The 23,656-nt window shown below is 39.1% G+C and carries 27 protein-coding genes and 1 tRNA gene; 18 read left to right on the forward strand and 10 right to left on the reverse strand.

Translation table 11 applies throughout. The features are described 5' to 3' along the window. Window positions 1-120 precede the first annotated feature (120 nt). Genes E5Z56_RS09575 through upp form a run of 5 tightly spaced genes read left to right on the forward strand, consistent with a single transcriptional unit; the run spans window position 121 to window position 4,019 of the window. Entirely contained in the window at window positions 121-1,788 is a 1,668-nt protein-coding gene (locus E5Z56_RS09575) for a formate--tetrahydrofolate ligase (protein ID WP_138157590.1), read from the forward strand. A 1-nt stretch (window position 1,789) separates the two neighbouring features. After that, window positions 1,790-2,209, forward strand: coding sequence for a tRNA (adenosine(37)-N6)-threonylcarbamoyltransferase complex ATPase subunit type 1 TsaE (gene tsaE / locus E5Z56_RS09580; protein WP_138157591.1), 420 nt, complete (start codon window positions 1,790-1,792; stop codon window positions 2,207-2,209). Beyond that, window positions 2,209-2,913: a tRNA (adenosine(37)-N6)-threonylcarbamoyltransferase complex dimerization subunit type 1 TsaB gene (gene tsaB / locus E5Z56_RS09585; protein ID WP_138157592.1), complete on the forward strand. Its 705-nt coding sequence runs from the start codon at window positions 2,209-2,211 to the stop codon at window positions 2,911-2,913. The genes tsaE and tsaB overlap by 1 nt, the downstream gene beginning before the upstream one ends. Beyond that, entirely contained in the window at window positions 2,913-3,365 is a 453-nt protein-coding gene (rpiB, locus tag E5Z56_RS09590; RefSeq protein WP_022505173.1) for a ribose 5-phosphate isomerase B, read from the forward strand. Before tsaB ends, rpiB begins: the two co-directional genes overlap by 1 nt. A 21-nt stretch (window positions 3,366-3,386) precedes the next feature. Beyond that, the gene (upp, locus tag E5Z56_RS09595; RefSeq protein WP_138157593.1) at window positions 3,387-4,019 is read left to right on the forward strand and encodes a uracil phosphoribosyltransferase; all 633 of its coding nucleotides are present in this window, start codon (window positions 3,387-3,389) and stop codon (window positions 4,017-4,019) included. Window positions 4,020-4,084: 65 nt separating this feature from the next. Here the strand turns inward: upp and E5Z56_RS09600 are convergent, their stop codons facing one another. After that, a complete protein-coding gene (locus E5Z56_RS09600; protein WP_138157594.1) occupies window positions 4,085-4,939 on the reverse strand; it encodes a LysR family transcriptional regulator in 855 nt (284 codons plus the stop codon). 101 nt (window positions 4,940-5,040) lie between these two features. Between E5Z56_RS09600 and E5Z56_RS09605 the strand changes: the two genes are divergently transcribed. After that, window positions 5,041-6,126, forward strand: coding sequence for a YeiH family protein (locus E5Z56_RS09605; protein WP_138157595.1), 1,086 nt, complete (start codon window positions 5,041-5,043; stop codon window positions 6,124-6,126). Between the two features lie 55 nt (window positions 6,127-6,181). Here E5Z56_RS09605 and pyrB read toward each other — a convergent pair whose 3' ends face one another. Further along, complete coding sequence (gene pyrB / locus E5Z56_RS09610) at window positions 6,182-7,252, reverse strand: aspartate carbamoyltransferase (protein WP_138157596.1); 1,071 nt, start codon at window positions 7,250-7,252, stop codon at window positions 6,182-6,184. A gap of 28 nt (window positions 7,253-7,280) precedes the next feature. Further along, a tRNA-Leu gene (locus E5Z56_RS09615) sits at window positions 7,281-7,367 on the reverse strand. A gap of 241 nt (window positions 7,368-7,608) precedes the next feature. Between E5Z56_RS09615 and purC the strand changes: the two genes are divergently transcribed. The 5 genes from purC to guaA are packed head-to-tail and all read left to right on the forward strand — an operon-like array spanning window position 7,609 to window position 14,127. After that, a complete protein-coding gene (purC, locus tag E5Z56_RS09620) occupies window positions 7,609-8,316 on the forward strand; it encodes a phosphoribosylaminoimidazolesuccinocarboxamide synthase (protein ID WP_022505170.1) in 708 nt (235 codons plus the stop codon). Window positions 8,317-8,334: 18 nt separating this feature from the next. Beyond that, a complete protein-coding gene (purF, locus tag E5Z56_RS09625) occupies window positions 8,335-9,810 on the forward strand; it encodes an amidophosphoribosyltransferase (protein ID WP_138157597.1) in 1,476 nt (491 codons plus the stop codon). Beyond that, window positions 9,810-11,243 (forward strand): adenylosuccinate lyase, encoded by a 1,434-nt coding sequence (gene purB, locus E5Z56_RS09630; RefSeq protein WP_138157598.1) that lies wholly within the window; start codon window positions 9,810-9,812, stop codon window positions 11,241-11,243. The genes purF and purB overlap by 1 nt, the downstream gene beginning before the upstream one ends. Window positions 11,244-11,287: 44 nt before the next feature. After that, entirely contained in the window at window positions 11,288-12,568 is a 1,281-nt protein-coding gene (locus tag E5Z56_RS09635) for an adenylosuccinate synthase (RefSeq protein ID WP_022505167.1), read from the forward strand. Window positions 12,569-12,582: 14 nt separating this feature from the next. Further along, window positions 12,583-14,127: a glutamine-hydrolyzing GMP synthase gene (gene guaA, locus E5Z56_RS09640; protein WP_138157599.1), complete on the forward strand. Its 1,545-nt coding sequence runs from the start codon at window positions 12,583-12,585 to the stop codon at window positions 14,125-14,127. 186 nt (window positions 14,128-14,313) lie between these two features. On the opposite strand, the gene E5Z56_RS09645 is transcribed toward guaA, so the two are convergent. Further along, the gene (locus E5Z56_RS09645) at window positions 14,314-14,826 is read right to left on the reverse strand and encodes a helix-turn-helix domain-containing protein (RefSeq protein ID WP_138157600.1); all 513 of its coding nucleotides are present in this window, start codon (window positions 14,824-14,826) and stop codon (window positions 14,314-14,316) included. 273 nt (window positions 14,827-15,099) lie between these two features. Between E5Z56_RS09645 and E5Z56_RS09650 the strand changes: the two genes are divergently transcribed. The 7 genes from E5Z56_RS09650 (at window position 15,100) to E5Z56_RS12225 (ending at window position 19,905) form a co-directional block, all read left to right on the forward strand. Continuing rightward, on the forward strand, window positions 15,100-15,297 hold the full coding sequence (locus tag E5Z56_RS09650; RefSeq protein WP_138157601.1) for a helix-turn-helix transcriptional regulator: 198 nt from the start codon (window positions 15,100-15,102) through the stop codon (window positions 15,295-15,297). 7 nt (window positions 15,298-15,304) lie between these two features. Next, window positions 15,305-16,381, forward strand: coding sequence for a site-specific integrase (locus E5Z56_RS09655; protein WP_138157602.1), 1,077 nt, complete (start codon window positions 15,305-15,307; stop codon window positions 16,379-16,381). 3 nt (window positions 16,382-16,384) lie between these two features. Then, window positions 16,385-16,705, forward strand: coding sequence for a plasmid mobilization protein (locus E5Z56_RS09660; protein ID WP_138157603.1), 321 nt, complete (start codon window positions 16,385-16,387; stop codon window positions 16,703-16,705). Window positions 16,706-16,707: 2 nt separating this feature from the next. Continuing rightward, window positions 16,708-17,829, forward strand: a complete 1,122-nt coding sequence (locus tag E5Z56_RS09665) for a helicase RepA family protein (RefSeq protein WP_138157604.1) — start codon at window positions 16,708-16,710, stop codon at window positions 17,827-17,829. A gap of 293 nt (window positions 17,830-18,122) precedes the next feature. Continuing rightward, window positions 18,123-19,277: a plasmid recombination protein gene (locus E5Z56_RS09670; protein ID WP_175405448.1), complete on the forward strand. Its 1,155-nt coding sequence runs from the start codon at window positions 18,123-18,125 to the stop codon at window positions 19,275-19,277. 24 nt (window positions 19,278-19,301) lie between these two features. After that, a complete protein-coding gene (locus tag E5Z56_RS09675; RefSeq protein ID WP_138157605.1) occupies window positions 19,302-19,679 on the forward strand; it encodes a TnpV protein in 378 nt (125 codons plus the stop codon). 28 nt (window positions 19,680-19,707) lie between these two features. Next, the gene (locus E5Z56_RS12225) at window positions 19,708-19,905 is read left to right on the forward strand and encodes a DUF3021 family protein (RefSeq protein WP_408638893.1); all 198 of its coding nucleotides are present in this window, start codon (window positions 19,708-19,710) and stop codon (window positions 19,903-19,905) included. 237 nt (window positions 19,906-20,142) lie between these two features. Here E5Z56_RS12225 and E5Z56_RS12030 read toward each other — a convergent pair whose 3' ends face one another. From E5Z56_RS12030 to E5Z56_RS09710, 6 genes are all read right to left on the reverse strand, one after another. Then, window positions 20,143-21,162 carry an amidohydrolase family protein gene (locus tag E5Z56_RS12030; RefSeq protein WP_138157606.1) on the reverse strand — a complete coding sequence of 340 codons (1,020 nt, stop codon included), beginning with the start codon at window positions 21,160-21,162 and terminating at the stop codon, window positions 20,143-20,145. Beyond that, complete coding sequence (locus tag E5Z56_RS12035) at window positions 21,152-22,099, reverse strand: amidohydrolase family protein (RefSeq protein WP_138157607.1); 948 nt, start codon at window positions 22,097-22,099, stop codon at window positions 21,152-21,154. Before E5Z56_RS12035 ends, E5Z56_RS12030 begins: the two co-directional genes overlap by 11 nt. 17 nt (window positions 22,100-22,116) lie before the next feature. Next, on the reverse strand, window positions 22,117-22,317 hold the full coding sequence (locus E5Z56_RS09695) for an AbrB/MazE/SpoVT family DNA-binding domain-containing protein (protein ID WP_138157608.1): 201 nt from the start codon (window positions 22,315-22,317) through the stop codon (window positions 22,117-22,119). 320 nt (window positions 22,318-22,637) lie between these two features. Further along, window positions 22,638-23,003, reverse strand: coding sequence for an ATP-binding protein (locus tag E5Z56_RS09700; RefSeq protein ID WP_138157609.1), 366 nt, complete (start codon window positions 23,001-23,003; stop codon window positions 22,638-22,640). A gap of 131 nt (window positions 23,004-23,134) precedes the next feature. Next, window positions 23,135-23,389 carry a histidine kinase dimerization/phospho-acceptor domain-containing protein gene (locus E5Z56_RS12230; RefSeq protein ID WP_138157610.1) on the reverse strand — a complete coding sequence of 85 codons (255 nt, stop codon included), beginning with the start codon at window positions 23,387-23,389 and terminating at the stop codon, window positions 23,135-23,137. Further along, complete coding sequence (locus E5Z56_RS09710; protein ID WP_138157611.1) at window positions 23,328-23,579, reverse strand: MATE family efflux transporter; 252 nt, start codon at window positions 23,577-23,579, stop codon at window positions 23,328-23,330. The genes E5Z56_RS12230 and E5Z56_RS09710 overlap by 62 nt, the downstream gene beginning before the upstream one ends. Between the last annotated feature and the right edge of the window lie 77 nt (window positions 23,580-23,656).

Below are 23,656 nucleotides of genomic sequence, written 5' to 3' on the forward strand. Positions count from 1 at the left end.
AATCAAGAAATTATTGAAATAACTGATTTATATTTCTTTTAAGACAATTTATTATTACTATTTCTATGATATAATCAAAATGTTAATTTAGTATTCAAATTTGATATAAGGAGAGTTGTTATGCTAACAGATATTGAAATTGCACAACAGGCTAAACTAAGACTTATTAAGGATGTTGCATCTGACATTGATATTAATGAAGATGAACTAGAATTTTATGGTAAATATAAAGCTAAACTTTCTGATGAACTTTCAGAAAGAGTTAGCAAGAATGAAGACGGTAAACTTGTTCTTGTAACTGCTATTAACCCAACACCTGCCGGTGAAGGTAAAACAACTACTTCAGCAGGTTTAGGTCAGGCTATGGCTAAAATCGGCAAGAAGGCAATTATTGCATTAAGAGAACCTTCCCTAGGTCCTGTATTTGGTATCAAGGGTGGTGCAGCAGGTGGTGGCTATTCACAGGTTCTGCCTATGGAAGACATTAACCTACACTTTACAGGTGATATGCACGCTATCACTTCAGCTAACAACCTACTATGTGCTATGCTTGATAACCATATGCAACAAGGCAATGTTCTTGGTATTGACCCAAGAAGAATTCTATTTAAGAGATGCCTTGATATGAACGATAGAGCACTTAGAAATGTTGTTATCGGTTTAGGTGGCAAGGTTAACGGTGTACCAAGAGAAGATGGTTTCATCATTACTGTTGCATCAGAAGTTATGGCTATCCTATGTTTAGCAAATGATATTTCTGATTTAAAGAAAAGATTGGGCAACATTCTTGTTGCTTATACATATGACGGCAATCCTGTATTCTGTAAGGATATTAAGGCTGATGGTGCTATGACTGCACTATTAAAGGATGCCCTAAAGCCTAACCTAGTACAGACACTAGAGGGTACACCTGCTATTATGCATGGTGGTCCTTTTGCAAATATTGCTCATGGTTGTAACTCAGTGAGAGCAACAAAACTTGCACTAAAGCTAGGTGACTATTGTATTACAGAAGCAGGTTTCGGTTCTGACTTAGGTGCAGAAAAGTTCCTAGACATTAAGTGTAGATATGCCGGTATTGCTCCATCATGTATTGTTATTGTTGCTACTTGCAGAGCATTAAAGTATAACGGTGGTGTGCCAAAGACAGAGGTTTCTGAACCTAACCTAGAAGCACTAAAGAATGGTATTGTAAACCTAGGTGTTCATATTGATAATATGAATAAGTACGGTGTACCTGTAGTAGTTGCTATTAACCGTTTCTATACTGACTCTGATGAAGAACTAAAATATATCGAAGACTATTGCCACGAAAGAGGAGCAGAGTTTGCTCTTTCTGATGTATTCTGTGAAGGTGGTAACGGTGGTGTTGACCTAGCTAAAAAGGTTGTAGAGGCTTGTGAAAAGCCATCAGACTTTAAGTTACTATATGATAACGACCTAACTATCAAGGAAAAGATGAACCGTATTGCTACAGAAATTTACGGTGCAGATAAAGTTAACTATACACCACAAGCAGAAAAAGCTCTAAAGGATGTTGTTGCTTTAGGTGGCGACAAACTTCCTGTTTGTGTAGCTAAAACACAGTATTCTCTATCTGATAACCCTGCACTACTAGGTGCACCAAAGGGCTTTGATATTACAGTTAGAGATGTTAGAATTTCTAACGGTGCAGGTTTTGTAGTTGTTTATACAGGCAACATTATGACAATGCCTGGTCTACCAAAAGTACCTGCAGCAAACAACATTGATGTTGACGAAAATAATGTAATTAGTGGATTGTTCTAATATGGAATATATAACTCATTCTGTTGAAGAAACAGAGAACCTAGCAAGTAAATTAGCCAAGAAGCTAAAGGGTACAGAAGTTATTGCATTCTTTGGTGGCTTAGGTATGGGCAAAACGGCTTTTACCAGAGGTCTTTGTAAAGGGCTGAATTACTTTGATGGTGTACAAAGTCCAACATTTTCATTGGTAAATCAGTATAATGCAGATTATACTGTTTACCACTTTGATATGTACCGTATAAATACTTATGACGATTTGTACAGTACAGGATTTTTTGATTATCTTGATACAGGTATTCTTGTTATTGAGTGGAGCGAAAATATAGAGAATGCTTTGCCTGATGACTATATCAGTGTGGAAATCGAAAAAGGCGAAAATGATGATGACAGAATTATTAAAATTGAAGGAATTGAACTTTAATGAAAATTTTAGGTATTGATACTTCAGCCAAAACATCCTCAGTAGGTATTGTTGAAGATGGTAAGGTAGTAGATGAAGTTTTTGTCAATGAGGGTTTAACTCATAGTGAAACAATAATGCCTATGATTGACAAATTACTAAAACAAAATAACATAAGTGTTGATGATATAGATGCCTATGCAGTTAATAACGGACCCGGATCATTTACCGGTGTTAGAATAGGTGTTGCAGTAGTTAAGGGTATGGCTTTTAAGGACAACAAAGATTGTTATGAAGTTTCTACACTTGACTCTATTGCTTATAACTGTATTGATAAAGAAGGCAAAGTTGTTTCTTGTATTGATGCAAGAAGAAACCAAGTTTTTAATGCAGTTTATTCTGTGTCAAAGGGTAAACTTACAAAAGAAGTTAATGACCGTTCAATACTTATTATGGATTTGTACGAAGAACTTAAAGATGTGGAAGAAAATATTTATTTTGTTGGTGATGGTCAGGATAAAGTACTTGATTATTTCTCAGAAAATGATATGCTTAAAGAGAACTTTAAGTTTCCGGAATATTTAGAGAATGTTCAGAGAGGTACTAATACTGCTATGATTGCTTATAATAATCAGTCTAGCAAGAAGAAAGGTAAGGATATTTTGCCTCAGTACCTAAAGCTAACTCAAGCTGAACAAGAATTAAGAAAGAAGAGGGAAAAGTAATGATAGCTATTGGTTGCGACCACGGTGGTCTTGATATTAAAAATGCAGTAATCGAATACCTAAAGAAGAATGGTATTGAATATAAGGATTACGGTTGTTATACATCAGAAAGTGTTGATTACCCTAAGTATGCTTATAAAGTAGCTACAGCAGTAGCTAATAAAGAGGCTGAACTAGGTATCCTATGTTGTGGTACAGGTATCGGTATCTCTATTGCAGCAAACAAGGTTAAGGGTATCAGAGCAGCAGTTGTTAGTAACGAATTCTGTGCAGAAATGACTCGCCGTCATAATGATGCAAACATCCTATGTATGGGTGGCAGAGTTATTAATGAAGAACAGGCAGTTAAATTTGCCGATATTTTCCTAAACACACCATTTGAAGGTGACAGACACAACAGAAGATTGGATATGGTAAGTGCTATCGAAAACGGTACTTATGAAGATAAATAATTATTAGAAAGCAGGATTAATATGGAAAATCAAGTTACAGTTTTTGACCATCCTCTAATTCAACATAAGTTGACTCATATGAGAGATGAAAAAACAGGTAGTAAACTATTTAGAGAATTAGTATCAGAAGTTTCAATGCTAATGTGCTATGAAGCTACAAGAGATTTACCACTAAAGGAAGTTGAAGTGCAAACTCCTCTAGTAAAGACAAAGTCAAAGGTTATTGCAGGTCGTAAACTAGCATTTGTTCCTATTCTTAGAGCAGGTCTTGGTATGCTGGATGCAATGCTAGAGATGGTACCGGCTGCAAAGGTTGGTCATATCGGTCTTTATAGAGATGAAGAAACTCATGAACCTGTTGAATACTACAACAAGTTACCATCAGACATTGAAGAAAGAGATGTATTTGTTCTTGACCCAATGCTAGCAACAGGTGGCAGTGCAGTTGATGCTATCAACATTATTAAGAAGAGCCATCCTCATTCAATTAAGTTCCTTTGCATTATTGCAGCTCCTGAAGGCATTAAGGCACTAACTGAGGCTCATCCTGATGTTCAGGTATTCTGTGCAGCTAAGGATGAAGGCCTAAATGAAAACTGCTACATTATGCCTGGTCTAGGTGACGCAGGTGACAGAATTTTCGGTACAAAGTAATTTGTATTCTGAACTTTAAACTTAAAAAAAACAGTCGGTACATTTTTAGTGTACCGACTTTTCTTTTACAAAATTTCTTTAAATTTATTTACAATGCTGATTGAATTAGGATTATCAAGGTAAACATAATTAAAATCTCTCACAATATTCAGTCCCTCAATATAGAAAGGTGAGAGGTAAGGCTGATTCTTAAGTATTGCCTCATATGCAAAAGTAATTCCAAGATTTTCCCTGATAAGTTGTGACATTAATCCAAAGTTACTTATACAAATATTTCTCATAAAGTTACTTGTTGTGTAATTTTGTTCAGCCAAAACTTGCTCAAGAATTGTCCTGGTACCTGAACCTTTTTCTCTGATAAATAGAGTTTCGGAAAATGCACTTTCAAGTGGAATAGTTTTGTTAGCAAAGTGATGTGTGTTGCTACATACACCAACGAAAGGTTCACTTTTATATATCTCACTGCCAAATTCATTTCTGTCGAAAAATCCCTCAATTAAAGCAAAGTCAAGTTCACCTTTTTGTAGTTTGCTAAGTAGCCTGTTTGTATTGTCAATCTCAATCAAAATATTGTTGGTTGGTGTCTTTAAGTATTCAGCAATTTTATCTGTAATTACATATTCACCAATGGTTTTAGTAGCACCGATTGCATATTCCTTTTGCTTAGCAATTTCCATTTGTTCAAGTAGCTTTTCTTCTTGATACTGTAAATTTTCTGAATAATTCTTTAGCAAAATACCCTCTTTAGTAATTTGCAAAGTATGCCTATCATATATAAATAATTTGCATTTGTATTCGTTTTCTAAGAAGTGAATGTGTTGTGTAACTGCCGGTTGTGTCATATTTAACTGTTCAGCAGTTTTTCTGTAATTCATAGTTTCACATAATTTTAAAAATGTCTTAATTCTATAATCAATCATAACAACCTCATAAATATATCTTATCGTCTTATATTAAATGATAATTATATTTTATCATAAATCTGTGCTACAATCAATATGTAACAAATAGGAGGGTTATTATGAATTTTGTAAAAAAGAATGGTTGTGGCATTTTGCTTAGTGGAATTTTTGCTTTAATAGCTACTTTATTAACAAAAATTTCAATAGGTTCATTTTCTTTTGATTTAATAGGTGCACCTGTATTTTCAATTTTATTTGGTATGATTTTAACCTTAATTTTTCCAAATATCAAAACAAATACATATATGGGTTCAGGCATAAAGTTTACATCAAAAAAGATTTTGCAATATGCAGTTATTGTATTAGGCTTTTCATTAAATCTAAACACTATTGCAAAGGTGGGAATAAAGAGCTTACCGGTTATTATTTCCACAATTTCAATTTCACTAATCATAGCTTTTATTATGATGAAAGTATTGAAAGTTAATAAGAAAACTTCTTGTCTAATCGGTGTAGGTTCATCAATTTGTGGTGGTTCAGCTATTGCAGCAACTGCTCCTGTTATTGATGCTGATGACTCTGATGTAGCACAGTCAATATCAGTAATTTTTCTTTTTAATGTATTGGCAGCTTTGAGTTTTCCTACAATAGGACATACCATTGGACTTGGTACAGAGGGTTTTGCAGTATTTGCAGGTACTGCAGTAAATGATACATCATCTGTTACTGCTACTGCCTCAACTGCTGAAAATATTTATAATACAAGTGGTATCTTGTCATATGCAGTTACAGTAAAACTTACACGAACACTTGCAATTATTCCAATCACCTTAGCATTAACTTTTTATAGAATGAAGAAAGCTAAGAATAATTCTAATAAAGAAAATAACTTTTCTTTCAAAAAGATTTTCCCTTGGTTTATTCTTTATTTTCTAGGTGCATCAATTATTACAAGTTTAGTAGGATTAATTCCATGTGATGCTTTCACTACACTATATAATGATTATTTTGTTTGTGCTATGAAATGTATTGCAAAGTTCTTTATTTCAATGGCAATGTTTGCAGTAGGTACAAATACAAATATAGTTCAGCTAATACAAAATGGAAAGAAACCGATTTTTCTTGGTTTCTGTTGTTGGTGTGGCATTACTTTAGTGTCATTATTTATCCAAAGTATTACAGGAATTTATACATCAAATCTATAATATACAAAAACACCCACACAATTAAGTGTGGGTGTAACTTTATTCTGTAAAAGAATTATTCAATTTCATTATCACAGTAATCACAAATTTTATGATTATCCTTTAAGTAATATTTCTTAGGTAGGTAAGCCTCTTGATTTACAATACATCTAGGGTTTTTACACTTAACATCAGAAATAAACTTTTTATCATTGCTATGGAAGAAGTAATCTTTATCTTCAAGTAGTAGCATAATCAGTGCCATTCTGCCGTACATACCATAAACAGCCTGTTTGAAGTAACAAGCTCTTGGGTCATCATCAACTTCAACAGTGATTTCATCAACTCTAGGTAGTGGATGAAGTACAATCATATCCTTTTTAGCATATGACATTTTTTCTGTATCAAGAATGTATTGACCTTTTTGTGCTTGATAATCTTCTTCACTGGCAAATCTTTCTCTTTGAATTCTTGTCATATAAAGAACATCAAGGTCTGCAATATTGCTTTGTAAGTCATCAACTTCTTCATAAGGACAACCGGCCTTATCCATAATATCCTTAATATAGTCAGGAATACTTAGTTCCTTAGTTGAGATAAGCACAAATGAATTACCCTCAAAGTGGCTCATTGTCTTAATAAGTGAATGAACAGTTCTGCCATTCTTTAAGTCACCACAAAGACCAATCTTAAGGTGGTTTAATCTGCCTTTTTCATTAGAAAGTGTAACTAAGTCTGTAAGTGTCTGAGTAGGGTGTAGGTGACCACCATCACCTGCATTAATAACAGGTACGCTACTGTAAAGTGAAGCTGCTTTTGCAGAACCTTCAACAGGATTTCTCATTGCAATAATATCAGCATAACCACTAACAATAGTGATAGTATCTTTTAGGCTTTCACCTTTAGAAACCGATGAGTTCTGTGGGTTATCAAAGCCGATAATTTTACCACCTAATCGCATCATAGCAGTTTGGAAAGACATCTGTGTACGAGTTGATGGCTCATAAAAAAGAGTTGCCATGATTTTACCATCACAAACATGGCTATACTTTACCGGATCTGCCTTTATCTTTCCAGCCAACTCAATAGTTTGCTGAAGCTGTGCAAAAGTTAAATCCTCAAGATCAATGACATGTCTATGTTTCATGACAACTTCCCCCAATAATTATTAAATTTGGTGCCGGTGACCGGACTCGAACCGGTACGATATCGCTATCGGTGGATTTTGAGTCCACTACGTCTGCCAATTCCGTCACACCGGCAAATCAACCGTATGTTATTATATAATAAGTATGGCCAAAAGCAAGAATTTTTTTAATTTTTTTATTATTTAAGGACAAAACTGTATTTTTATACTAGTGAAATACTGTTTTTTTCAGAAATTTTAAGTTTTATGATGTTTTTTGTTGATTATGGAGCATTTTTATTATATAATATATCTGTGTTTTTATGAAACACTTAATTTGTTAATCTATGTTTAAAAACATATAGGAGGAATAAAGGATGGAAATTAAAGAACAACTTTACGAAGGTAAGGCAAAGAAAGTTTTTGCTACAGATGACCCTGATCTATGTGTAGTATCTTATAAGGATGATGCTACTGCTTTTAACGGTAAGAAAAAGGGTACTATCGTTGGTAAAGGTGTAGTAAACAACAGAATGAGTAACTTTATGTTCAAAATGCTAGAAGAGAACGGTATTCATACTCACTATGTTGAAGAACTAAATGACAGAGATACTGTTGTTAAAAAGGTTGAAATTGTTCCACTAGAAGTTATCGTAAGAAACAGAGCAGCTGGTTCTTTCTCAAAGAAGTATGGCGTTCCTGAAGGTTCTGACCTTGCTTCTCCTATTCTTGAATTTGACTATAAGAGTGACCCTCTGGATGACCCTCTTGTAAATAACTATCATATTCTTGCTCTTGGCCTAGCTACTCAGGAAGAAATTGATACTATTGCTTCAATGGCTCTAAAGATTGACCAGCTAATGATTGACTTCTTCAAGAAGTGTAATGTTGAACTAGTTGACTTTAAGCTAGAATTCGGTCGTTTCCACGGTGAAATCGTACTTGCTGACGAAATTTCTCCTGATACATGCCGTTTCTGGGATCTAGATACTCATGAAAAACTAGACAAAGACCGTTTCCGTCGTGATATGGGTGGCGTTGAAGAAGCATACGCTGAAATGATGAAGAGAATTGGTCTTGCTTAATTTTTAATTTATTAATGGATGGTGACTCCCTTGAGCATAAATTTTAACAATTATCACAGTGAAGGTCTTCACGAAGAATGTGGTGTATTTGGTATTTATGGCAACGATGCAATCAAGCCATCGTATGCTTGTTATAACGGACTTCTTGCACTTCAACATCGTGGACAAGAAAGTTGTGGTATTGCTGTAAGTGATTGTGGTGTTATTGATTACCACAAAGATATGGGACTTGTTACCGAAGTATTCAACAATAAAATATTAGACAAACTTGACGGACAGATTGCACTTAGTCATGTCCGTTATTCAACTGCAGGCGGCTCTGTGCGTGAAAACTCACAGCCGCTTGTTATGCGTTATAAAAAAGGCACACTTGCAATTGCACATAATGGTAACCTTACCAATGCTGCCGAAATTAAGCACAATCTAGAGCATAGAGGTGCTATTTTCCAGACAACTATTGATTCTGAGGCTATTGCTTATGTTATTGCTCGTGAAAGACAAAAGGTTCATTCCGTTGAAGAAGCAGTAAGAAATACTATGAACACAATCAAAGGTGCTTATTGCTTACTTGTTATGAGTCCAAGAAAGCTTATTGCTGCCAGAGACCCTAACGGATTTAGACCACTTTGTATTGGCAAAATTAACAATTCATATTGTTTTGCCAGTGAGTCATGTGCCCTTGACGCAGTTGGTGCTGATTTTGTCAGAGATGTAGAACCGGGTGAAATCGTTATTGTTGATGAAGACGGTATCAGAAGTGATAAAACCCATTGTGGCAAGAAAAAGTCAATTTGTATTTTTGAGTATATTTATTTTGCTCGCAGTGATAGTAATATTGACGGTATTTCTGTTTACGAATCAAGAAAAGAAGCCGGTAGAATTCTTGCAAGATGTCATCCTGTAGAGGCTGACCTTGTTATCGGTGTTCCTGAGTCCGGTATTGACGCAGCAATAGGTTATAGTGAAGAATCAGGTATTCCTTATGAAAAGGGTATCGTTAAAAATAACTATATCGGTAGAACCTTTATCAAACCAACCCAGGGTGAAAGAATGAAGAGTGTTAAAATTAAACTTAACCCACTAAGTTCTATTAAGGGTAAGAGAGTTGTTGTAATTGATGACTCAGTTGTTAGAGGTACTACTGTTGATAGAATTGTTACCATGCTTAGAGAAGCAGGTGCAAGTGAAGTACATATGAGAATTTCTTCTCCACCATTTATGTGGCCTTGTTATTATGGTACAGATATTCCTTCAAAGGGTGAGCTTATTGCTTGTAACCATACTATAGAAGAAATCAGACAAATTAGTGGTGCAGATTCCTTTGGATATTTGCCGGTTGAACATCTTAGAGAACTTACTTTCTCTGATGATGTATGTTACTGTGACGGTTGTTTCACAGGACAATACCCAGCAGACATTACCCACAACCAGCTTGAGGGTAAAAAACGTGGTGGTATGAATTTTAAAAATACAAAAATCAAGGAGAAAGTATAATGAGTAAAGATTGTTACGAATCCCCATTGTCTTCAAGATATGCAAGTAAAGAAATGAAGTATATCTTCAGTCCGGATATGAAGTTCCGTACATGGAGAAAGCTTTGGATTGCTCTTGCAGAAAGTGAAATGGAACTAGGACTTCCTATTACACAGGAACAGATTGATGAACTAAAGGCTAATGCTGATGACATTAATTATGAAGTTGCAGAAGCTAGAGAAAAACTTGTTCGTCACGATGTAATGAGCCATGTTTATGCTTATGGTCAGCAATGCCCAAAGGCTAAAGGTATCATTCACCTAGGTGCTACTTCTTGTTATGTTGGTGACAACACAGATGTTATCATTATGACAGAAGGTCTAAAGTTAGTTAGAAATAAACTTGTTACTGTTATTCGTGAACTTGCTAAGTTTGCCGATAAGTACAAGGATTTACCTACACTTGCTTTTACACATTTCCAACCTGCACAGCCTACTACAGTAGGTAAGAGAGCATCTCTATGGTTACAGGAACTACTAATGGACCTTGAAGATGTTGAATATCAGCTAAGTAAGGCAAAGTTACTAGGTTGTAAGGGTACAACAGGTACTCAGGCTAGTTTCCTTGAATTATTTGAAGGTGACCACGAAAAGTGTAAGGAACTTGACAGAAGAATTGCAAAGAAAATGGGCTATAATGCTTGTTTTGCAGTATCAGGTCAGACTTATTCAAGAAAACTTGATACTCAGGTTCTAAATGTTCTTTCAGGTATTGCTCAGAGTGCTGCTAAGTTCTCTAACGATATTAGACTACTTCAACACCTAAAGGAAGTTGAAGAACCATTTGAAAAGAACCAAATCGGTTCTTCTGCTATGGCATACAAGAGAAACCCTATGCGTTCAGAAAGAATCGGTTCTCTATCAAGATATGTTATGGTTGATGTACTTAACGGTGCATTTACAACTGCTACACAGTGGTTTGAAAGAACACTTGATGACTCTGCTAACAAGAGATTAAGTATTCCTGAAGCATTCCTAGCTATTGACGGAATTCTTAACCTATATGCTAATGTTACAGATGGTCTTGTTGTTTATCCAAAGGTTATTGAACAGCGTCTAAGAAAAGAACTACCATTTATGGCTACAGAAAATATTATGATGGATGCCGTAAAGCGTGGTGGTGACAGACAGGAACTTCACGAAAAAATCAGACAACACTCTATGGCTGCTTCCAGAGTAGTCAAAGAAGAGGGTGGCGAAAATGATCTTCTTGAAAGAATTGCAAATGATAAGTCATTTGGTGTTACTCTTGAAGAACTAGAGGCTATTCTTCAGCCTTCAAAATATGTTGGTCGTGCTCCTGAGCAGACAACAGACTTCTTAAACGAAGTTGTATATCCTGCTATTGCTCCTTACGAAAATGTTGAGGACGAAAAGGCAGAAATCACAGTATAAACAAATGATGCAAATTATTTGCATTTTGAAAGGATGTCAAACAAATGGTTAAAGCTATAGTTGGTGCTAACTGGGGCGATGAAGGTAAGGGTAAAATTACTGATGTATTAGCTCAGAACTCTGATGTAGTAATTCGTTTTCAGGGTGGTGCTAATGCAGGTCATACTATCGTAAATGAATACGGTAAGTTTGCACTTCACCAGTTACCATCAGGTGTATTTAATAGCAATGTTACAAATATTATCGGTAATGGCGTTGCATTCTCAGTAGAGAATTTTGTAAAAGAAATGAAGGAATTAAAGGACAGAGGTGTTCCTGAACCAAAGATTTTAATTTCTGACAGAGCACAAATCGTAATGCCTTATCATGTTGCATTTGACTGCTATGAAGAAGAAAGACTAGGCAAGAACTCTTTTGGTTCAACAAAGAGTGGTATTGCTCCTTTCTATTCAGATAAGTATAGCAAAATTGGTTTCCAAATCAATGAACTTTATGATGATATTGATTATCTAAAGGAAAAGATTGCAAGAACTCTTGAAGTTAAGAATGCAACACTTAAGAATCTATACAACAAACCTCCAATTTCAGTTGATGAAATCTTCAACAAGCTAATGGAATACAGAGATGCTCTTGCTCCATATGTTGCAGATACATTTACATTCTTGCATGATGCTTGTAAAGATGGTAAGAATATTCTATTAGAGGGTCAGCTAGGCTCACTAAAGGATACTGACTTTGGTATTTATCCAATGGTTACTTCCAGTAACACAATTGCAGGTTATGGTGCAGTTGGTGCAGGTGGTATTCCTCCATACGAAATCAAGGATATTGTTACAGTTGTTAAAGCATATTCAAGTGCTGTTGGTGCAGGTGAATTTGTTTCTGAAATCTTTGGTGAAGAGGCTGACGAACTTCGTAGAAGAGGTGGCGACGGTGGCGAATTTGGTGCTACAACAGGTCGTCCTCGTAGAATGGGTTGGTTAGACCTAGTTGCTACAAGATACGGTTGTCGTGTACAGGGTGCTACTCAGGTTGCATTTACTGTTCTTGATGTTCTTGGTTATCTTGACGAAATCCCTGTTTGTGTTGGTTACGAACTAGACGGTGAAGAAATCGACTACTTCCCATCAACAACAAAGCTAAAGAGATGTAAGCCAATTCTTAAGAAACTTCCAGGTTGGAAGTGCGACATTAGTGGCATTAAGAATTATGAAGACCTACCTGAGAACTGCCGTAACTATATTGAATTTGCAGAAAAAGAAATCGGTGTGCCAATTACTATGGTTTCTAACGGTCCTGCAAGAGAAGATATTATTTACAGATAATTTTGAGGTGTGTAATGGCGAAAGCAAAAGAAAAAGTTCTTGTTCTTGATTTTGGTGGTCAGTACAACCAGCTTATTGCAAGACGAGTTCGTGATCACCATGTATATGCTGAAATTAAGCAGTACACTACAGATATAGAAGAAATTAAGGCCGAAAATTATAAGGGCATTATTTTCACAGGTGGACCAAACTCAGTTTATGATATGAGTTCACCTCATTATTCAAAAGAAATCCTTGAACTAGGTATTCCGGTTCTTGGTATTTGCTATGGTTGTCAGCTAATCACATGGATGTGTGACGGTAAGGTTGAATCAGCTATTAATAGCGAATACGGTAAAATCCAAATTGATATTTCAAAGTCTGAGAGCAAACTGTTTAAGGATGTTCCTAAGGAAAATATTGTTTGGATGAGCCACACTGACTATGTTAGTGAAATTCCAAAAGGTTTTGAAGTTACTGCATCATCAAAGGACTGTCCTTGTGCAGCTTTTGAAAATGTAGATAAGAACCTATACGCAGTACAGTTCCATCCTGAAGTTACTCACTCAGAATATGGTAATGTTATTCTAAAGAACTTTCTTTATGAAGTTTGCCATTGTTCAGGTGACTGGCAGATGGATAGCTTTATCGACAATACAGTTAATGCACTAAGAGAAAAGATTGGTGACAAAAAGGTTGTCCTAGGTCTTTCCGGTGGTGTTGACAGTTCTGTTGCTGCTGCACTTCTAAGTAAGGCAGTAGGTAAGCAGTTAACTTGTGTATTTGTTGACCAAGGTTTAATGCGTAAAAATGAAGGTGACTTTGTTGAAGAAACTTTCACAAAGTTATTTGATATGAACTTTGTTCGTGTAAACTGTGGCCACGAATTTATCTCAAAACTAAAGGGTGCAACAGATCCTGAAGATAAGAGAAAGATTATCGGTACAGAATTCTATAAAGTATTCTGGGATAAAATCAGAGAAGAAGCTGATGGTGGTTTCTTTGCTCAAGGTACAATTTATCCTGACTGTATCGAAAGTGGTAAGGGTAACGCAGATAAAATCAAAACTCACCACAATAAGGTTGCAATGCCTGAAGATATTAAGTTTGATGATGTTGTTGAACCACTTTGCGACCTGTTTAAGGATGAAGTTAGAGTAGTTGGCGAAAAACTGGGTATCCCCAAGGAACTTGTTTGGAGACAACCATTCCCAGGCCCTGGTTTAGGTGTTAGAATTATTGGCGAAATCACAGAAGAAAAGATTAAAATTCTTCAAGATGCCGATGCAGTTTTCAGAGATGAAATTGCAAAGAGTGGTATCGCTCAGGATTTAAGCCAGTTCTTCTGTGTACTACCGGATGTTAGAACAGTTGGTGTTATGGGTGACCATAGAACATATGACCACCTTGTAGCAATTCGTGCAGTTACAACCGATGACTTTATGACTGCCGACTTTGCAAGAATCCCTTATGATGTCCTTGCAAGAGTCTCTAACCGTATCGTTAATGAGTGCGAACATATCAATCGTGTAGTTTACGATATTACATCAAAACCACCCGGCACAATCGAGTGGGAATAAGGCAAAATCGAGAGGGAACCGCATAAACAGTGGCTTTTTGAGTGGTTAGCGTTAAGAATGATAGCAAAATGATAGCACCCTCAAAAGCACCTTTATTCTAAGGTTTATTCCGGTTTGCAGGTACAATTATATAATAAAAGTTTAGGCATTACTGACTTGTTGCAGTCGGTAATGCCTTTTTTGCTTTTATTGATTTTTCAGTTTGTCCTCAAATGCTTCCAACATAGCGTTATTCAGGTCATCTGACAGCAGCTTTACATATTCGCTGTCAGTGTCATATTTAGGATAGTTATAACGCCACTCGTCATACTCTTCCTTGGTTATTTCTCCGGCTTTCAATTTGGCGCTTTGCTCTGCCCACGCCTTTACCGCCCGAAGAACAGAAGCGTTTGAAAAACTCAGCTTGGTTTCTCCGTCCTTTTCTTCGGCTTGTAAACCGTAGATATCCTCAAGTGCGAATAAGGTATGCATTAACCCAAGCTCTGAGTCAATGTCGGGAACATCCAACGCAAGAGGTGAAACATCTAACGCTTTTGCAAGCTCCTTTGTAATATCTGCTTTCGGAGTTCTTGTGCCCGATTCATACTGAGCGATTCTAATGTCAGCAGTTTTTTCGGGAAATCCGATAAGCTGACCGAGATACTTTTGTGTGAAATTCTTTAAGTTACGAATGTATTTGATTCTTTCGCCGATAGCCATTTCAAATCACCTCAAATAATATGATACACATAGTATAGCATATATGTTTAGTGCTTGTCAACAAAAATTAAACAAAAAAGTTTTATTTTTTCTAACTCAATCCGCTTGACTTAACTATATATGTTTAGTATAATAGAAATAGACTAAGCAATATAGTTTAGTTATCTGTCACATATCACAGTAAAGGTATGTCCGCCCGGGCGAATCGGTTGGCGGTCAGAAAGTATTCCGACACGAAATAAATTGAAATTTACTATGAAAGGGGGTTTGTCTATGTCAGGAACTATGTTTATGCGAGTGAGTGAAGTTGCGGAGGAATTGGGCGTTTCCGAATCTTACGCATATAAACTCATTCAAAAGCTGAATAAAGAACTGAAGGCAACCGGATGCCTTACACTTCCGGGAAGAATTGACCGTAAATTCTTTCACGATCATATTTATGCGACCAGAACAAATAGTGAAAAGGAGTGATGTGTAAATGGGCGCATTTAAAGATAAGAAAAGCGGAAGCTGGTATGTTCAATTCCGCTATACAGATTGGCAGGGTAAGCGCCAACAAAAGCTTAAGCGTGGGTTTGCAACAAAGCACGAAGCGCTGGAGTGGGAACGTGAGTTCCTATTGCAGAAACAAACGGATGTAACAATGTCCTTTGGCAGCTTCTATGAGCTATATAAAAAGGATATAAAGCCTCGGCTCAAAGAAAACACTTGGCAGACAAAGGAAAACATCATCGAGGGTAAAATTATTCCTTATTTCAAGGATAGAAAGCTCTGTGACATATCCGCAACGGACGTGATTGAATGGCAAAACGAGATAAGGACACTCAAAAATAAGCACGGGAAGCTATATTCCAAGACGTATCTCCGTACCGTTCACAATCAGCTCAGCGCTATGTTCAATCACGCTGTGCGTTATTACGGCTTGCGTACCAATCCTGCGTCCATCGCAGGAAATATGGGTGAAAAGGAAAGCAAGGAGATGAAGTTTTGGACGCTTGAAGAATATAAAATCTTCTCGGAAGCGATGATGGACAAGACTGTTTCATACTATGCGTTTGAGATGCTGTATTGGACGGGTATTCGATTGGGTGAGTTGTTAGCTCTCACACCGGCGGATTTTGATTTCAAAGCTCAAACCGTCACCATCAACAAATCATTTCAGCATTTGGCAGGTAAGGACATTATTACGTCACCGAAAACCAAAAAGAGCAATCGCACGATAAATATGCCTGATTTCCTTTGTGAAGAAATGCAGGACTATTTATCAATGTTTTACAGCCGTGGCGAAGACGATCGTATATTCCCGATTTCAAAAAGCTATCTTCATCACGAGATGGACAGAGGAGCGAAGCAAGCCGGGGTTAAGCGTATCAGAATACACGACCTTAGACATTCACACGTTTCTTTGTTGATTGAAATGGGCTTTTCAGCTTTAGCCATTGCCGATAGGTTGGGACACGAAAGCATAGATGTTACTTATCGCTATGCACACTTGTTCCCGTCCAAGCAAAAGGATATGGCAGATAGGCTTAATGATCTCGGAAAGGCAGGTTAAAATATGTCAGCTAAAAATTTAGACCGCCACAACCGCTGGCGCAGTAAGACAGTGGCGTTCAGAGTATCGCCGGAAGAATGGGAGCATTTTGAAAAAATCGTCGCTCTGTCAGGCTTATCCAAGCAAGATTACCTCATTGAGCGCACTTTGCAGCGTGATATTATCGTGCAGGGTAATCCGAGAGTGTATAAGGCTCTCAAAAATCAAATGCAAGATATTTACGGGGAGCTGCGGCGTATCAGCAATGGCGGAGCGGTTTCAGATGAAATACTCGATACGCTCAACCTGATTGCTGTTACCCTCGGCGGAATGAAGGGGGAATGAAAATGAGTTGTGAAAATGAAATGACCGCTCATAGCACACCTGTTGGAGCAGGTGATGAGCAGTCATCAACAAAATATCTTGATACAAGTATAGCAGATGATTTGTCTGATTTCAATAGTTTGGACTTAAATTGTTTTGACGAAAATTATCTGCACACCGTTTCTATGACTGAGTTGTACGACACTGTATATGAAAACAGACCGCCGATCATTGACGGTCTGCTGTACAGCGGACTGTATCTGTTTGTCGGCTCGCCGAAAATCGGCAAGAGCTTTTTGATGGCGCAGCTTGCTTATCATATCAGCACCGGAACGCCGATTTGGAATTACAAGGTCAGCAAAGGTACGGTGCTTTACCTTGCCCTTGAAGATGATTACAGTCGCTTGCAGAAGCGGTTGTATCAGATGTTTGGTACCGACAGCGCCGACAATCTGTACTTATCCGTTTCGGCAAGTCAGTTGAATGACGGCTTGGACAAGCAGTTGGAAAGTTTTATCACGAAGCACACCGACACCAATCTCATAATCATCGACACTTTGCAAAAGGTGCGTGAGGTAAGCTCTGATTACAGCTACTCGAATGATTATGAGATTATCAGCAGGCTAAAAAGGTTTGCCGACAATAACAAAATCTGTATGATACTCGTTCATCATACACGCAAGCAAAAGTCTGATGACAGCTTTGATATGATTTCGGGAACCAATGGCTTGCTCGGCGCAGCCGACGGAGCGTTTGTTCTGCAAAAAGAAAAGCGGACTGCAAACGCAGCTACGCTTGAAATATCCGGCAGAGACCAACAGGATCAGAAGCTATACCTTAATCGCAATCCCGATAATCTGATATGGGAGCTCGAGAGGACGGAAACCGAATTATGGAAAGAGCCGCCGGAGCCGTTGCTCCAAGTTATCTCTCAGAAGTTTTCTGAGAACAGTCCTGCTTGGCAAGGCTCACCGACAGAGCTTGTCAGTTGGCTCGGCGTAGATATGAAACCAAACGCTTTGTCGCTAAAGCTGAATATCAATGCCGCAAGGCTGTTCAATGAATATGGTATCCGCTATTCAAACAGACATACTCATAGCGGCAGGGTAATCACGCTTCACCGTGAACAGCAAGCGGAAGTTTAATCGGCGTGACGATGTGCGACGACCGTGACGGTCTTTTAGAGATAGCGCTGTGTCAAAAACATCGTCACCACCGTCACGGATCGTCACGCACTAAAGTTTAGGCGGGGTGCAGGGAGCCCTTTTCAAAGGGATGCCCTGCTCCTCGAAGAGCGCAAAACCTGCTTGCAGGTTGCATTTTTGATAGCCCTGCTGTCAAAAGTGCTTTTGCGTTACTCTTGGCAAGAGTAACAGAACCCGAGTTAGTGATAATTCAGTGAGATAACAATATTTTAATATAGATTTGAGGTAGATAAATGAAGAGAACGATTAGCGCAATGGTGGGTAAAGGCTCCGTGACACATAACAGCCGAACGTTTACGGCTGAGAATGTGGACAGCGAGCGTACCCACCTCAATATAGATTACTGTAACGAGCCAATCAAGAAAGTGTATCACGAAATGTTTGATGAAGCTCTGAAACAGTACAACGATAAGCAGAAACGCAAGGATAGAATAATTCCAGATTACTACAAGCACATCGAGTCCGGAAAGCAGGAAAAGCTGTTCCACGAGATCATCTTCCAAATTGGCAACAAGGACGATATGTCAGCAACGGGAGAGCACGCCGAGCTTGCGAGGAAAGTCCTCGACGAATACTACCAGGGCTTCCAAGAGCGCAATCCCTACCTGAGAGTGTTCTCGGCGCACCTTCATATGGACGAAGCGACGCCGCATATCCATATCGACTTTGTACCGTTCACCACCGGCAGCAATCGAGGTTTGGAAACACGAGTTTCGCTGAAACAGGCTCTGCTCAATATGGGCTTCAAAGGCGAGGGCAGGAGCGACAACGAACTGAATCGCTGGATACTTTCCGAAAAGAAAGTCCTCGCTCAGATTATGGAGCGGCACGGTATCGAATGGGAGCAGAAGGATACTCACGAGCAGCACCTGTCTGTCCTTGATTACAAAAAGCAGGAGCGAGTAAAAGAGGTTGCCGAGCTTGACAGGGAGATTGAAGAAAAGCAGCTTGAGGTCAAAGGTCTGAAAGCTACGGTTGAGAAAATCGAGGAAGCAAAGGAGCTTCTCGGCGACGTCGAAAAACAGCTTGACGAAGATCCGCAGCTGCAACTCCCTGAGCCGCAAGGCTTGATGACGGCAAAGAGCTACAAGAAAAAGTTTGTAGAACCGCTGATTAACCGGCTGAAAAAACTTGTTCGAACAGTCCTCGCCAGAAGCTATGAGGGTTGGGAGAATTACCACCGTATCAATAATCTGAACGGCAGATTGCACCGTGAGAACGAACATCTGAAATATGAAAACACCAAGCTCAAAGAGGTCAACGGTATGCTCCGTGAACAAAACAAAGCCTATCGCTTGTTGGAAAAGGTTTTCGGAAAGCACAAGCTCAATGAGATTATCGAGCAGGCGAGAGGTTTCAAAAAGTCAAAACAGCGTGACGCACGCTAATAAATACAGAAAGGTTGATGGACAATGGAGAAAAGAATTTACGACAAGCAGACAGGGATTTACTACGAGCTGCAAGGCGATTATTATCTGCCGTGCCTGACGCTCCCCGAACAGCCAAAGGTAGAAATCGGCATTTGGGGCAAGCGGCATTTGCGGTACATCAAGCAGCACCACAAAATCCGCTATACCAATCTGCTGACAAGCTGCAAGCTCACCGCCTACCTCGCTGACATTGACAAACAGGCAGAGGAGATGTTCTTTCGGTTGGTAAACCAACTTTCCGAAAAGGAAGGTGTAACCGAACAGCTCAAAGCAGAAAATCAAATGCTGTGGGTACGGCAAATGAACAATATCCGTAACCGTGCAACGGAGATTGTTAATGCAGAGTTGATTTATACCTAAAGACAATGCCGCCAAGTGGGATCATCTCCTGTTTGGCGGCTCTGTTTTTTTACCAATAACCACTTATTGTATGTACTGGATGCCGCATAACTTTTGGGGTATTGCGGGCTACATTGCTATCTTCTTCTTTATTTATTTCTTCATCTGGTTCAGCCAGTATTTCGCTATGAAGAAAAGAATTCAGGAGTTTAACAACAAAGTCAAATCAGATTCTGTGAACAACTGAAAAGAATTCAGCCGCCAAGCGGGATAATCTCCTGCTTGACGGCGATTTCTTTTATTGATTAATATTTTCTTTGCCAAATTATTCTGAAGATTTTGAAGCTGTTCGGTGAGCTTTTTGGATTGCTGAACCTTTTGCAGCCACATCATCACCATAGTAAGAACATATATGACAGCAATTACCGCGCCGAGCACAAGATAAAACAGCGGCTTTTTGATTCTCTCAGGCGGCGTGATATTATTATTTATAGGTCAATTCCTTTAACTGCCATTCCGGTTTTTCTTTATTTCCTTTTTTTACACCGCTTTGAACTAACTGCCCGGTTGCGGTATCGACCCAGAAAAGCCCCGTCCATGCCCACGAGAACATGGTGAGCACCATGCTGATTTTGACGCAAGAGTAGGTTTTGCCGTCAATGCTCACGTTCTCCGTGCCGATTTTCTTGGCGGCAAATTCACCGAGCGACATAGCGCCGCGGTTATCACCTGTGCCAATCGGATAGAACAGGATCTCGTCAAGCTTTGAATTAGCAAAAGCAGGGAAGCACATATCCATCATCTGATACCATAAGCCTTCGCCAATCTGGAAGCTCTTGTCCTGCGGTTTGCCTTTGAAGCTGCCGCTCAACTTTATTACGCCGTTTTCCTTAACCGCATTGATTTCGGTATTGTCTGACGGACGGTTATATACCCATTTTGTTGCCGAAAGGCTGCGGTCAACCGTGAATTCTTCCTCCGCCCATTTTTTACCGTCCTTAAAAGTGATTTGGGTAATAATTTGCTCGCTCTCGTAACGGTCATAATTGATAACACGACGCTGTTTGCCGTCTGTGCTTACATACTCGGCAGATAGTAATCCCTCGGGATATGTGTAGTCGGGTATATCAAAGGACTGAATCGGCTTCTGAGAATATACAACCTTACCTTTTAAGAACACTCTGTCGATAAACTGAATGTTAGAGATGTTCTCGGCAGGGTTCTTATCAAGCAGAATCAAATCCGCTTCCATACCTGCCTTTATCTGTCCTTTTCTGTCGGCAATGCCTAAATATTCCGCGCCGTTTTTGGTGGCAAGCACGATAGCCTGCATTGGCGTCAGTCCTGCTTCGACATAGTAAGCAAGCTCCTTGTGCTCGACCTCGCCCGACATCTGCTCAAGCATATTGTCTGTACCCATAGCAATCGGAATTCCCGCGTCGTACAGCACCTTGAGATTGTGTATGCTGTGCTCCATTCTTGTCGGGTCTTTCTCATATGTCATGGCGTTGACGGTCGGAACAAAGTGCGCGCCCGATTTTTTTCCAAAGAGTGATGATCGGGTCGTCGGGTTCAATATCTCTGTCAAGAATGCCGTGTTCTATGCCGTATATGCCCGCTTCAAGCAGTTCCTTTACGTCGTCATAATAAAAAACGTGAGCGGTAGAGTTCAGTCCGTTTTCCTTACCCTCGCGGATAATCTGCTTCATTAACTCCTTGTCTATCTTCTGGATTGTCAGCTTATTATCAAAATACCAGTAGTCGCCGCCTTGATAGGTGAATTTCAAAAAATCAACACCCGCTTCTTTGAGCTCTTTAATTCCCGCGGAAACCTGCTCGGGAGTATTGACCTCAATCGCCATCTCAGACCTTGCCCATTCGCTGTTGGAGCCGAGCGTATTGGCAGGATGCCCGTCGGGAGCCGTAAAGTTCGGACCTACTATCAATAAGTCGGGACCCTGAATTTCTCCCGATCTGATTTTATCACGGAGCTTATAGATAAAATGCTTCGGCGCGTCTAAATCCTTAATAGTTGTTATGCCATACGGCAGCACATTCTCATTGAAAATCTGCGGCATTTTTTCGCCCAGAAAAACGTCGCTTTCATCTTCATTGTGACAGGAAAAGCCGCCCTGAATATGAATATGGCTGTCAATCAGACCGGGCATCAGCGTTTTGCCCGCGCCGTCAATCATCTGCACGTTTTTCTTTTGAATGGGCTGCGCGGAGATTTCCGTGATCAAGCCGTTTTTGATATAGACGTTCTGATGCTCCTGCTTTGTTCCGTCACCGACGATGACGTGAACGTCATTGATGATATACTCGTCCTTTTTGTTCTTTTTGGGACGGGTCAGGAATTTGATCAATAAAAAAACTATAATCCCGGTTCCGAGAACCATTTGAACAAATCCGATAAGCGGAATACCTAATATACTTGGCATAACATTTCACTCCTTAATTATTTGCCGAAAATTTTTCCGAAGAAATCGGAAAATTGATTTTTGGGCGGTATCGCCATTCCCTGATCCTTGTCACCTAAAATAATCAAGGTATCACCGGGTTTGATGTCAAAAACATCTCTCGCTTCCTTTGGAAGAACAATCTGTCCTTTTGTGCCGACGGTAACCGTCCACGCGTACTTGCCTTCAGGTCTTGCCATAAAAAACGCTCCTTTCAAAAGTATGTTTTTTCATACTTTACTTACTTAATATAACGGATAATACATAACTTGTCAAGTGAAAAACACATAAAAGAAAACGGACGAAGATGATCAATCTTATCTTCGTCCGCTTAAAATTATATTTTCTTGATTTTTTATCTCAAACAAAAATATACAGAAACTCCTTAAACACCTCAGCTCAAGCACTTTCGTGGTGCGGCTGTTCGGGTCGGATATTCACTTTCTGCTTTTCTTTAGGATAGAATTCGGATATCGCTGCAACTACTGCCTCTGTACTCTCGCGGATTTCCTGTTCTATTCTATCGTTCGCGCTGCTGTAACCTGCCGCCTTCATCAACTGACTGTACGTCACTCCGTTTTTTCTGCGATGTCTCAGGCTTAACTGTAATCGCCAAAATGTTTCCAGTCATTTCAACACTGTACTTAGCTTCGTGCAAGTCCAAAATTGATTTAACGATCGACAAGCCCAAGCCGTTTCCCTTTTGACTTCGGCTTTTGTCCTTGCGAAAATAAGGCTGCCACATCTGTTTGAGCTCGGATTTTGTGAGTGGTTCCGTTTGATTGCTGACGGAAAGTGTTTTACCGTTTACATCTATCATTATTTCGGTATCCGGCAGAGAATACTTTACCGCGTTGTCGATCAGATTTTGAATAACGGTTTCCATCAATTCTCTGTCCGCTCATATCATATTGTCGCCGCTTTGCGTGAGAGCAATGGTTTTGTTCTCAGACAGGGTATATTTTTCGGCTGTCTTTTGAACAGCCTTAAACAAATCAAATTCCGTTTTATTGAGCTTCATCGAATAGGAATCGAGCTTGCTGAAATTGAGCATTTTTTGCACAAGATCGTGATTTCATCCGCTTCCTCAATGATGTTGTCAAGATAAAAATTTCGCTCGGATATATCAATATCTTCCTTAAGGCTGTAAGCGTATCCGCTGATGACAAAAACAGGCGTTTTGATATCGTGCGCCAGCATATTGGTAAAATCAAGTCTTCTCTGTGTCCTCCTTGCCCACTTGAACAGCAAATATAGTTGCGCTGCCGACATTGATTAACATCATTATTGCAACGATTGCATTTACAAACGGCATAACAAGACCGATCGCCCCAAGAGCGTTTGTGCCTATACTGTTGCCGATAAAAACACCGTCTACGATTGAAAACAATGAAAAGCAAATGTGGCTCAGCATTGCGGGAAGAACATACTTCCAAGCATTTTTTACTCTTGAATTTTCCATATTGTTAGCCTCCTGTTTGTCAGATTACAACAAGTCTTCTCTGTTAATAAAAAGCGCCCGGTTATTCTGTATGAATA

It is taken from the genome of Ruminococcus bovis, assembly GCF_005601135.1.
Taxonomy (GTDB): Bacteria; Bacillota; Clostridia; order Oscillospirales; family Acutalibacteraceae; genus Ruminococcoides; species Ruminococcoides bovis.